Origin of the sequence: Agriterribacter sp. (genome assembly GCF_035497235.1) — a bacterium.
Taxonomy (GTDB): Bacteria; Bacteroidota; Bacteroidia; order Chitinophagales; family Chitinophagaceae; genus Agriterribacter.
Genome location: NZ_DATJEB010000021.1, coordinates 1 through 12,249, shown reverse-complemented (window position 1 = coordinate 12,249; position 12,249 = coordinate 1). Strand labels below are relative to the sequence as shown.

Sequence of the window (12,249 nt, the reverse complement as noted above, 5' to 3'; positions counted from 1 at the left end):
CTGACCAGAGTGAATTTTTCAACGCCGTCCGTCACATCCCAGCGATGCTCGATAAAGGAGCGCAGCGTGCCATATTCCGTGTCGGAGGCGGCGTCGTACCGCAGCGTTGCCCGGGTGCGGCCAACCCATCCATCATCTATTTAATTTTAACCGTTCTATTTTTCAATGAATAAGAGAGTCAAGTTTTTCGCGGAACAGGCATTAATCGTATCCAATATATTCATTGCGTTCCTGCTGTTATTTGAAAGCAAGCTGGAGGTGCCGGCCTGGCTGCAGCCGCTTGGCCGTATGCACCCGCTGGTGCTTCATTTTCCCATTGTGCTGCTGTTGCTGGCAATAGCCATACAGTGGTATGCGTCTGCTTCAGGCCGGGGGGGGAATAATTTTTATCATGCGTTTTCACAAAACCTCCTGTTGTCCGGTGCCTTACTTTCAGCGGTTACTGTGGTCATGGGATTATTTCTTTCAAGGGAAGAAGGTTATTCGGGCGATACTTTGCAATGGCATAAATGGACAGGCGCGGGTATTTTTTTCCTGGCTTCCATTATATACTGGGCGGCAAATAAATCATGGTATAAAGGAATTATAACAAAGGTAGCGGGCGCTGTTGTGGTGGTTTCGCTTATTCTTACGGGCCATTTCGGCGCCGGACTAACACATGGGGAAGATTTCATTCTGCAACCCTTAGCCGTGTACTATGAAGCCCCTCCTGTGCCCCTTGACAAGGCTATTGTTTTTGAACATGTGATTCTGCCCATTTTTGAAAAAAAATGCATAAGCTGTCATAATCCTGATAAGCTGAAAGGAGAATTAATGCTGGCCGATTCTGCATCCATCGTAAAAGGAGGAAAAACGGGCAAGCTGTTTGTGCCGGGCAACCCGGGTATAAGTTTGCTGTTAGAACGGGTACACCTGCCGCTGGAAGAAAAAAAGCATATGCCGCCCAAAGGAAAATCCCAGCTTACCGAAAATGAAATTGCACTGCTTACTTTATGGATAAGGGATGAAACGCCTTTTACAAAAAAAGTAATTGATCTGCCTGTAAATGATTCTTTGCGGTTACTGGCCGCTGCCGCGCTGAAACCGGTAAAAGTGCAGGAAGAACAATTTGATTTTTCTGCGGCTGATGAAAATACGATAGCAAAATTAAATACAGATTACCGTACCATTACACCGCTGGCAAAAGAATCTCCCGCCTTAGAAGTGAATATTTATAACAGGGCCGCCTACACGAAAAACCAACTGGAAGCATTAACGGAGGTCAGGAAACAGATCGTAACGCTCAATCTTAATAAACTGCCCGTTACCGATGAAGATTTGAAGATCATAGGACAGTTTGAGAACCTGCGTAAATTAGATTTGAATTTTACAGATATCACCGCTAATGGATTAAAGGAACTGGCGCCGCTTAAGCACCTGAAGCAATTAACGCTATCGGGTACTAAAGTAAATTACAATGACCTGAAGGCGCAGTTGCCCGGGCTCAAAAGCCTGCAAACCGTTTCGGTATGGAATACGGAAATAACACAGAGTGAAGCGGAACAATTACAGAAAGCCTATCCCGGCATAGCATTCATTAAAGGGTTTACCGATGATGGAAGCAACCCGCTTAAACTCAATCCGCCGCAAATAGCGAATAGCAATGTGGTATTTGGCGGGCAATTGCCATTGTCGTTAATGCATCCCATAAAAGGCGTGCAGTTGTTTTATACTACAGACGGCAGTGATCCGGACAGTATACATTCCATATTGTTTGATCCCAAAACCGTTCTCACCGAAAATACCACCATCAGGGCCAAAGCGTTTAAGGATGGCTGGTACTCAAGCGATATAGCGGAGTTTGGTTTCTTCAGGAACGCGTATATACCCGATAGTGTTTGGCTGCTTTATCCCTTAAACAGCGTTCACCAGGCGGAGGGAGCGCACACATTCTTTAATACGAAGCTGGGTGCTATTGGCGCTAATAATCCTGCGTGGGCTAATTATTTTGCCGGTGTACGCCGTAATGATATGACGCTGATGTCTGAGTTTAAGCAGCCCGTTACCCTGTCTTCCGTGGGATTACATTATATGATTGAGGAAGCTACCGGCATTTATCCCCCGGCATGGGTAGAAGTATGGGGCGGTGAAAATGAGCGCCAGATGAAGCTGCTGGTTAAAATGAAACCGCCGCTGCCTGCCAAAGGCGATGTACCCTCGCTGAAGCTGGTGGAGGGAAGCTTTAAACCACAAGCCGTGTCTTGTCTTAAAATCGTTGCGAAGCCCTACGCGGAAGGTGAACACAAAAAACTGCTGCTGGTAGACGAAATGTTTTTGAATTGATAATAAGCGCATGCAGTAACGTATAAAATGCAAAAGCAGCTATCCTGGGTAGCTGCTTTTCTGCCTGCTCAAAACCATCTCCTTATTTATAGGTAAATCCAACTGTGCTGGTAGTAACCGGGTTTCCCGGCAAACCAATCTTAACATCGGCTTTTTCCGGTAAACCGCCTGTTTTATACGTGTACTCATATTGGTATTTGTCTTCCGGAGCTAACTGCGCGTCAAAAATGTTTTCTATCGTAACATTGTTCTTAGAAGGGCCCTGCCACAGCAATACCAAAAAGTCTTTATGTGCATACAGCGGGTTGATCTTTTGATCGTACTGCATTTCTGCATGGCCGGCCCGCACCATGTACCCCGGCGTATTTGTTGCTACCATAATTACACCCTCCGTAACGTTGCCGTTTCCATTATACGTGTAAATAAATTCAAGCAGCGGATTATACGCATTTTCCTCACCCGCGTAAATAGTTGCCCGCTTAATATTTCCGTTCTCAAACTGGTAATTGGTAAATCCTGTTCTTTGCCCGGCAACAAAATAATCAGCCCGTTTTAAAACATTATTTTCATACACCGGTACAATCTTTTCGCCGGAACTGCTGTTCACTTCACTGATCAAGCTGCCTGCACCGTAAGTGAGCGTAAAATCAATAATATCGCCCGAAGTGTTAATGTCGTTTTTAACGGTAGCTTTTTTAAGCGATCCGTTTGTATTGTATTCGAACCGCATAAAATCTTCACCGTCCTTATATTCCTGCAGTGTAAGTTTTGCCGGCGGCGGGGGAAGAGGCGCAGGGTCGGGATGCTTATCTTTTTTACAGGAAGCAAGCAACAGTGTAGCGGCCATCAGTACTATGCTGATCGCTTTTTGGTTTAACTTCAATGTAGTGTGCATAATTGTTTTTTATTTTTCAGGGTGCAAAACAATAGTATGGGGATACAACCCGCAAGTCAGTATGGAATGAATTGTAATAATTGCGGATGAATTGGTATTGTTTAAGGTTGGAGATGAAGCGGGTTTGTATCGTTTTTCCCAATTTTGAGGGTTTTGCTTCATTAACTTTGTGAAAAACCTGCAGCAGCCAATATATGATCTCCATACAAACATTCCGGCAACTGGCTTTATCGTTTCCTGAAACGAAAGAGCAACCTCATTTTGAGAAAGTTGCGTTCAGAACGAAAAGGAAGATATTCGCTACGCTTTCTGAAAAAGATAGGCTTGCCTGTGTAAAGTTTTCCCAAACCGATCAATCCGTTTTTTGCGCTTTTGACTTATCCGTTATATACCCGGTTCCCAATAAGTGGGGATTGCAGGGGTGGACATATATTGATCTTACCAAAATAAAAAAAGCGATGCTGGTTGACGCATTAAGTACAGCCTATGCTGATGCTATGCCCAAAGCGGCTTCAAAATACACACGCAAATAGCGGCTGGTACTAATAGATTAAGAAAAAGCGGGAAGATCAATTTGTCGCATTTAACCCTATAATTGACAATTTAACCCCCGCTTGCAATGTATACCCGCAATTAATTTTGTTCCGGCAGAAACAACAAATACAATCTAAAATAAATAATAATGAAACGGTTCATCCTTTCCATAATGGCAGGTATGATTACAACAATTGCGATAGCTTCGGTCGCGGATCATAGTTTTCCGGTAACAGGTATTTATCCCTGTTTAACCCCTGTATATATTCTCCAGGATTGAAAGAGGACAGTCAAATTAGTCATATCACAATTCAGCACACGCACATATAAACAATACATATGAACCAGGAAGTAACACAGTTGAACCAGGAAGTAGCACAGTACATTCAAAAATTACAGCAATGGCAGGTAGAGGTTTGCGAATCGCTTCGTAAGCTTGTTTTCAAAACCATCCCTGCGGTGGAAGAGCGGCTGCAGTATGGTAAACCACATTATCTTAAGAATGGCCATTACGCATGCGTTATCCATGCCGCAAAAGATAAAGTTTCTTTTATGATATTTAATGCCGGCGGACTGGAAGAGATCAAAGGTTTTATTAAATCCATGTCAGACCCCAACCGGAAAACAGCTACCATCACAGAAGGGCAAAAAGTGGATTCTGCGCTTTTGGCCAAGCTGCTAAAAAAAGCTTCCGCATCTTTGTAGCCATTGCAGCCGAATACTCCGGTTCCATATCCATCCCTGCAAATTAATCAGCACATAATAAGAGAACCTCCTGTATATTGCAATGATATTTCAACAACCGTTGTATGAAAAAGTTGCTCATCGCCTTTCTTATTATTTGCTGCATTACTGCTTTTACGCAGAAAAAAATTACCTGGGTTGCCATTGGTGATTCCATTACTTATTTGAATGAGCATACCGATGAAACAGGTAACCGTGTCAGCAAAGGGTATATGACAAGAGTGACGGAAAAGCTGCCGCATATCCAGTATATTAACCAGGGCCATAATGGCTGGACCTCCGGTGGCATTGCCGCTGAGATAGAAAAACTGGGCATCATCAAAGCCGATGTATATTCCATCTTCCTCGGCACCAACGACTGGTGGCAGGGCAGGCCCATCGGTACCCTGGCAGATTATCAAAACAATACAGGCAACAATACCGTGTATGGCTCATTCCGTATTATCATCAGCAAGCTCCGTAGCTTAAACAGCAACGCTAAGATCATCCTTATTACACCCATGCAGCGTGGCGATTTTGTGTACATCGCTAATATGACCAACAATGCTTACGGTTCCTATAAAGAAAAGAATGGTCAGCAATTATCGCAGTTTGCAGCAGCCGTTATTGCAATCGGGAAATATGAAAATATTCCGGTGGTTGATTTGTATAACAGGAGTGGCATAACCCAAAAGAATATGGTACACTTCAAACGGCTAAAAGATCCGCAAACAGGGGCATATAAAAACTATCCGTATCCCGGCTTTATCAATATTCCCTTTCATCCCGCTACGGATGAATATCCCTATCCTGCCGCCGCCATCAATATGACCTACGATGGACTGCATCCATCTGACAAAGGATTTGCTATTATCGCAAGAATGCTGGTGAAGGAAATGAAGCGGTATAAATGATCCGTATACAAAATATACTCCTGCTCTGCCTGCTTGGGTTGAGCTGTTTTGCACAAAAACAGTCCCGGCTTGTTGCCCGTTTCACGGGGGAGATAATTAAAATTGTAGACGGTGATACCTATGACTTGCTGATGGAAGACCATACGGTTAAGCGTATCCGCATGGAAGGTATAGACGCTCCCGAAAGAGGGATGCCTTATTACAAACAAAGCAGGGAATATTTGGGCGCGTTATGTTTTAGAAAAATGGTAACTGTAATACAAACGGGTAAGGACCGCAACGGCCGTATTATCGCACGAACGCTTTTGCCCGGCGTACCCGAACTGGGATGGCAAATGGTGAATGCCGGTTATGCCTGGCATTTCAAAAAATATTCAGCCAGCAGGCAGTTGGCAAAGGCAGAAACCAGGGCCAGAAAAAAGCGTATCGGGCTGTGGGCAGACAAGCAACCCGTTGCGCCATGGGAATGGAGAAAAAGGCCGCGGCCTGGTAAATAGAAAGTGTTGCCTCAAAAATGCCATCCGCCAATTTATAGCATAGAAACCGTGCTTCCTGTATAACGGAAATTAGGATGAAAGGACAAGGGAGAGAAGTGAGGTTTGCATCTAAGCAATGGGCATGGCTATGTGCGACCCCGGCGCTAAGATATTTTTCCGCTCACGGTCTTCGCAGCAAATCTGATGTGTATGGGTTACTGCCCCGGCAAATTTTCTTAAACTCCTGTCTGTGCAGCGCTATCAATATTTGTCGTATTCAGCCACTAAGATTGTCGCATTTACGCTGCCTTAGCGCAATATATAATAGCGAAATTTGCCTGCCCGGTTACCGCCCGGATGCCCGGTCGGGGTCATTCAGGCGGCTATCAAAAAGTTAAAAAATTAAAATGGCGCTGACATTCAGGTTTGGAGCAGCACAGAACGCGTTCATCTGCTGCTTAAGCATGACCTTGTAGACGAGCTCAAACTCAAAATTCACCCCTGACTTTAGGTAAAGGGAAAAAAAATATTGACAATAACACGATTCCGGTAGCATTTATATTAACAAAAAGTATTGTTACCACAACCGGAATAATTATTGCCAGTTGCAAGCGGGCTCGAAAAGTTAAGACAGGTACTATTGGAGCGTAAGAGAAATAAAGTAATAAAAATAATTCTAAAGTATTGTAATAACAAGTGGATATGCAGACAGCAATAAGCGGGTTATACAAGCCGGTTCAACCGGTAGTCAGACAACCGGCTGACGATGTAACCTATATAGAATTTTTGCCCGGCAACCGGCTTCAGCAATTCATTTATTGCTATTGGCAACTCAAAACCACACAGGAGCTATCGGAGCAATTTAACTACCGTGTTGTGGCTGACGGGTGCATTGACATCTACTTTGAACTGAACAACCCGCAGGAAAATTATGTAATGGGCTTTTGTAAAAAATTTACAGCGTTTCCGCTTGACAATGTTTTTAATTATGTTGGAGTTCGGTTTTTACCAACAATGTTTCCGCAACTTTTCAAAATAAACGCGATGGAATTAAGCAACCGCTATGAACATTTATATCCGGTTGTGCCTCATTTGTCTGATTTTATTAGAACCCAGTTCAATGAAACCAGGCAGCAGGAGGAAGTAAAAACATTGCTCGACAGGTATTTCTTTGAAGTAGTTGCCAAAACAATTTTTGACAATGATAATAGACTATACGAAGCATTAGAAGTTATTCTGAAGAATTCCGGAGTTATTGATATTGAGAAGGATTTAGACACAGGTATCAGCACAAGACAACTTCGCAGACTCTTTGAATTTTACATTGGCGACACAGCCAAGACATTCAGTAAAGTAATTCGTTTTCAAAGTATCCTGAAAGCAAAGCCCTCAAACCAGCTTTTACGGCAAAACAAACTTTTCCTTGACGCGGGTTATTACGACCAATCTCATTTTATTAAGGAGTTCAGGAATTTTTACGGCGTTACTCCGGGCAAAGTATTCGGCAAATGATTTTGTCTGATTTTTACAATGTTAGGTTTGCCGGATTGGAGACCTTTGAGCCGGTGTTTAAAACAAAAAAATGAAATGGATACTAATTTTGATGGTATTGGCTTGCCTGGGTACAAACACATATTCGCAAACTGGATCAACAACTGAAATTCAGAAAAAATGAAATTAAATGCAGGTATCGTTACAGAAAAATTAGCTGAAACCAAAGCCTTTTATACCAGTATTTTAGGATTTGGTGTAACATTTGAAAACGGGTTTTATCTTTTGTTACACACGTCCAACCGGGAGGCTGAGATCAGTTTTTTACTTCCCCATCACCCGGGCCAGCAACCGTTATTTCATAAACCATTTCAGGGACAAGGAATGTATTTGACTATTGAAACTGATGACGTGGACAAAATGTACAGCGAACTGAAACGGAAAGGCGTAGATATTAAAATTGATATTCGCAACGAACCCCGGGGTGACAGGCATTTTGCTATTGAAGATCCAAATGGTATTGGAATTGACATTGTAAAGTATTCGCCACCGGCGGAGTACTGAAAACAACAATTGCCTGGAGGGTGATAGGTATATTGAAGGATCATATAAAAAGATAAAAAGGCAAATGCTTTCAGATTGCAAGAATGAACAACAGCACTTAAAAACTTCAATAAAAAAATATCCTCCCATTCTTATTCCCCATTGTCTTAATTATTAAAAAATGAGAAATGTAATTTTATCAATGATGGTATCTGTTGACGGAAACATCGAAGCCAAAGACCCGAACTATAATTGGCACAACTGGAATGATGAAATGTCGAACTATATGATGGATTTTTTTAAGTCCGTTGACACGTTCCTCTATGGACGCAAAGCCTATGAAGATATGATTGCTTATTGGCCGCACCGTAATGATGCATTCGCCAAAGTGATGAATAATACCAGGAAATTGGTTTTTTCAGGAACATTAAACAGGGCTACCTGGAATGCAACTCTGGTAAATGAACATGCTGTAGAAAAAATGAAAGCGGAAAAAAATAAAGACGGAAAAGGCATGGTATTATTTGCAGGCGCCGGCATTGCTGAAACATTTATCAACAGCAATCTTATTGATGAGTATCGCCTTATCATCAATCCTGTTGTATTGGGCAGTGGCAGGCCTTTGTTTAAAAACACAAATGAGCTCACTAACTTAAAATTGCACGATGTTACGCATTTTGAATGCGGAAATGTACTGTTGATTTACCGGCCAAGATAATACGTTAATACGTTGTGATTACAAATTTAGCATATGAACAATTCCAACACACACCATCAGCGTATCGCAAAGATGACCTTCGCTTCGGTTTATCCGATGTATCTCGAAAAAGTGGAGAAGAAAGGCAGAACAAAAGAAGAATTGCACCAGGTGATAGAGTGGCTAACAGGCTTCGATAACAGGAAGCTGCAGGAACTGATAAAAGAAAAGGTAACTTTTGAAACATTCTTCCAGCGTGCTACGCTACATCCCAATGCGCACCTCATAACAGGAGTAATCTGCGGGTATCGTGTAGAGGAAATTGAGAACCCCTTGACGCAACAGGCCAGGTATTTGGATAAGTTGGTGGATGAACTGGCCAAGGGCAGGAAGATGGAGAAGATCCTGCGCGGCTCTCAGGGTGCTTGATAGCATCGTTGCTATACACAACCAACCCGGACGGAAGCGTGTCCTGTTGTTGCGTTTATCGTTCGCGCTGGAGTCTTCATAAAAGGCGATTGTGGGTAGCATGAGACCCTGGCGCCGGCTATTCGCCGGGGGCTCGCTCTCCACAAAGTTGCCCATGCTGTAAAGACCCGGCGGGATAATCACGCCGTGATACGGTTTGTCGGTAAATCTGCGATCTGACAACCCAACTGATTTTTTTGAAATTGACGCTTATTAAAATATGCTCATAATGAAATATACGCTCTTATTCTTCTTCTTATCAACCTTTGTAATAAGTGCGCAGGGGCAGGCCCAGAACGCGCCTGAACGTGTAGTGATAACATCCAAAAAGGAGAAGACCCGGGTACATACCAATGCGAATGGGGAATTACAGGTAAATGTATCTCCAAAGGATGTGCATAAATTTAAAGCCGCTGGCATGGTCCGCTATAGTGATTTCGGCGCCAGGGGCAACGGCAAAACCGATGATATAGACGCTATCGCTGCGGCTCATGTATTCGCTAATCAAAACAAACTTTTGGTGAAAGCCGATGAGGGAGCCACCTACTACATCGGGGGAAAGGAACGCACAGTGGTCATCCGCACCGACACCGATTTTGGCACGGCGGTCTTCATCATTGACGATACCGAAGTGCAAAATCGCAATGCACCTGTTTTCATGGTCAGTTCCGGCCTGCAACCGTTTACACCTGGATCTATAGCTTCACTGAAGAGGGATCAGGAGAAAATCAACGCCACTTTGCCCGGACCCTGTCTCATTACCGTTACCAACGCTCATGTAAAACGCTATATCCGCTATGGGCTGAACCAAAATAACGGGTCTCCGCAAACAGATATCTTTGTTGTTGATAAAAACGGCAGGGTGGATAGGGATGCACCCATCATCTGGGACTTCGACCAGATCACGGGCATCACCGCTCTTCCCATGGACGGGAAGACGCTGTACATCACCGGAGGCCGTTTTACCACCATTGCCAATAAAGCTGAATCGAAGTACACCTATTATAGCCGGAATATCGCGATCAGGCGTTCCAATGTTGTTGTAGATGGGTTTGAACATCGCGTTACCGGTGAAGGAGACCATGGTGCGCCCTATAGCGGTTTCATCAATATTAGTGACTGCGCTTACGTAACGGTTAAGAATACCGTGCTCACCGGGCATAAAACATACAGTACCATTGGCGCGGCAGGGAAACCCGTGTCCATGGGCACTTACGACATTTCGGTGAACCGCGCCCTCAATGTATCATTCGTGAACTGCAGCCAGACAAATGATATCAACGATAGAACCTACTGGGGGATCCTGGGTTCCAACTACTGCAAAAATCTGCTTTACGACAAATGCACGCTTTCCCGCTTCGATGCCCACATGGGCGTTGCCAACGCCACCATCCGCAACTCCACCCTGGGACACATGGGCATCAATGCTATCGGCAGCGGGATCTTTACGGTGGAGAATTCAACAATTAACGGCAGAACGCTCATCAACCTGCGCAGCGATTATGGTAGTACCTGGCAGGGAGAATTTTTTATTCGCAACTGTGTTTTTGTGCCGCAGGGCGGCAAACCGGCCAGCGCCGCCCTGATCGGCGGATCTTATTCCGGTGAGCATGATTTTGGTTACACCTGTTATATGCCGGAACGGATCACCATTGAAAACCTCCGCATCAACGACTCCAGTCATCCGGAGGATTACCAGGGACCCGCCATTTTTTCAAATTTCAATCCGCAAATGACCGATGATTTCTACCACGAGCAGTTTCCCTATGTAAAAACCAGGGAAGTTGTACTTAAAAATGTGACTACAGCCAGCGGCAGAGCCTTAAGGGTCAGTGACAATCCATTTATGTTCAAAGATGTGAAGATAATTACGGATTAAGGTCGCCCTGCGCCGGAATCTTCATAAAAAGCGCTTGTGTCAGACCGTGAATCTGGCGCTGAAAAGTCTTTCTTTTCACGGTCCGGCAGCAAATACCCGCACTCTCCCGCCTCTGTTTATACCCGGTGTAAAATTTGATGCAGGCGCCTTTACAATAGTGCAGGAGCTTAATCAGAATTCCTCCTCAAAATCGGGTGTATATTGATTTCGGGTTACTTTTCCACAAAAAATGACAAAGAAAAATGGGCTTAACCTAAAATTAAATTTGCAACTGGCTGATAAACAATAATCTCACTAAGATGTCCTTCGCAGCGTTATCATCTTTTGCAGGTGTTTAAAAAAACAGAATAAAATAATGTAATCGGCGTTTTAAGGATGCAGGCTGTTTTCAGAATAGCCGCAGTGCTAAAATCCAATATGAATATGAAGCATCATTCACTGTTTCTTTCCACCGTATCTATCATTTTTTTCGGCAACATCCTCGTGGGATGCCGCGCCACCTTTGTTTCAGGATCTCCCGCTTCCGGGACCGGTTCCACAGCACAAACCAGTGAGCCGGTAGTAATAGTGAGGGAGCAACCCAAAGTAGTTGTGGTAAATCAACCCGTTCGGGTGCGGGAAGCGAGACCCACAGTACAACCTGTTACGCGTGCAGCTACCGCAAAACAATGGGCGCCATTGGTCATCACTGCATCTTCTGCTGATGCCGTTAAGCAGTATACAGACGGAAGAAAATATATCAAATCGAAGAATGGATATTTTTATTGGAAGGGGTACGACCACCGGTGGTATATGGAGGGAAACGACCTGAAAAAAGTGAGCTATACCGATGAGGAATACATTGACTGGACAACAAAAGGAAAAAAGCAAAGCAATTCCATTGCCGATGCTAATGGAGATAAGAACACTGCAAACCAACCGGGCAACAGCGCCTTTGGGCATAGCCGCGGCAACAGGGGTAAAGTTGAAAATCCGGAAAAAGAGAAAAATCCCAACCATGCTAACGGGCTTACCAATGCCGGCGCTAATGAGGATAAGAACACTGCAGGCCAACCAGGCAACAGTGCTTTTGGACACAGCCGTGGCAACAGGGATAAAGTTGAAAAGCTGGAAAAGGAAAAAAAAGCCAACCATGCTAACGGACTTACCAAAGAGAAAGAAGAAAAGGGTAAGCTCCCCCAAAAACAGTACGGTTTAAAAGAAGACAAAAATGTTTAATTTTAAAACCGTAAAAGATGAAAAAAAGCACATTTAGTCCTGCTCAGATAGCAGGCATTCTCAAAGAATTTGATAACGGCAAAAGTGCC

At 43.9% G+C, this 12,249-nt stretch carries 13 protein-coding genes; 11 read left to right on the top strand and 2 right to left on the bottom strand.

What is annotated here, in order from left to right; translation table 11 throughout:
* On the bottom strand, positions 1-140 hold a 140-nt coding region (locus tag VL121_RS21660), incomplete at its 3' end, for a porin (RefSeq protein WP_414635402.1).
* A 25-nt stretch (positions 141-165) separates the two neighbouring features.
* Here VL121_RS21660 and VL121_RS06250 point away from each other — a divergent pair.
* A complete protein-coding gene (locus tag VL121_RS06250; protein ID WP_325403290.1) occupies positions 166-2,322 on the top strand; it encodes a c-type cytochrome domain-containing protein in 2,157 nt (718 codons plus the stop codon).
* A gap of 82 nt (positions 2,323-2,404) precedes the next feature.
* On the opposite strand, the gene VL121_RS06245 is transcribed toward VL121_RS06250, so the two are convergent.
* A complete protein-coding gene (locus tag VL121_RS06245) occupies positions 2,405-3,217 on the bottom strand; it encodes a hypothetical protein (RefSeq protein ID WP_325403288.1) in 813 nt (270 codons plus the stop codon).
* 194 nt (positions 3,218-3,411) lie between these two features.
* On the opposite strand from VL121_RS06245, the gene VL121_RS06240 reads away from it, so the two are divergent.
* The 10 genes from VL121_RS06240 to VL121_RS06195 all read left to right on the top strand — a co-directional run bounded on the left by VL121_RS06240 (position 3,412) and on the right by VL121_RS06195 (position 12,160).
* Positions 3,412-3,750, top strand: coding sequence for an MmcQ/YjbR family DNA-binding protein (locus VL121_RS06240; protein ID WP_325403286.1), 339 nt, complete (start codon positions 3,412-3,414; stop codon positions 3,748-3,750).
* Positions 3,751-4,090: 340 nt separating this feature from the next.
* Positions 4,091-4,456, top strand: coding sequence for a DUF1801 domain-containing protein (locus tag VL121_RS06235; RefSeq protein ID WP_325403284.1), 366 nt, complete (start codon positions 4,091-4,093; stop codon positions 4,454-4,456).
* Between the two features lie 104 nt (positions 4,457-4,560).
* Positions 4,561-5,388, top strand: coding sequence for an SGNH/GDSL hydrolase family protein (locus VL121_RS06230; RefSeq protein ID WP_325403282.1), 828 nt, complete (start codon positions 4,561-4,563; stop codon positions 5,386-5,388).
* Entirely contained in the window at positions 5,385-5,885 is a 501-nt protein-coding gene (locus VL121_RS06225; protein WP_325403280.1) for a thermonuclease family protein, read from the top strand. Before VL121_RS06230 ends, VL121_RS06225 begins: the two co-directional genes overlap by 4 nt.
* 681 nt (positions 5,886-6,566) lie before the next feature.
* Positions 6,567-7,376, top strand: a complete 810-nt coding sequence (locus VL121_RS06220) for an AraC family transcriptional regulator (RefSeq protein ID WP_325403278.1) — start codon at positions 6,567-6,569, stop codon at positions 7,374-7,376.
* Positions 7,377-7,535: 159 nt separating this feature from the next.
* Positions 7,536-7,919, top strand: coding sequence for a VOC family protein (locus tag VL121_RS06215; protein ID WP_325403276.1), 384 nt, complete (start codon positions 7,536-7,538; stop codon positions 7,917-7,919).
* Between the two features lie 160 nt (positions 7,920-8,079).
* Entirely contained in the window at positions 8,080-8,616 is a 537-nt protein-coding gene (locus VL121_RS06210; protein WP_325403274.1) for a dihydrofolate reductase family protein, read from the top strand.
* A gap of 33 nt (positions 8,617-8,649) precedes the next feature.
* Positions 8,650-9,024, top strand: a complete 375-nt coding sequence (locus VL121_RS06205) for a DUF2200 domain-containing protein (RefSeq protein ID WP_325403272.1) — start codon at positions 8,650-8,652, stop codon at positions 9,022-9,024.
* Positions 9,025-9,292: 268 nt separating this feature from the next.
* Positions 9,293-10,942, top strand: coding sequence for a hypothetical protein (locus VL121_RS06200; protein ID WP_325403270.1), 1,650 nt, complete (start codon positions 9,293-9,295; stop codon positions 10,940-10,942).
* 423 nt (positions 10,943-11,365) lie between these two features.
* Positions 11,366-12,160, top strand: coding sequence for a hypothetical protein (locus tag VL121_RS06195; RefSeq protein WP_325403268.1), 795 nt, complete (start codon positions 11,366-11,368; stop codon positions 12,158-12,160).
* The last annotated feature ends 89 nt before the right edge of the window (positions 12,161-12,249 follow it).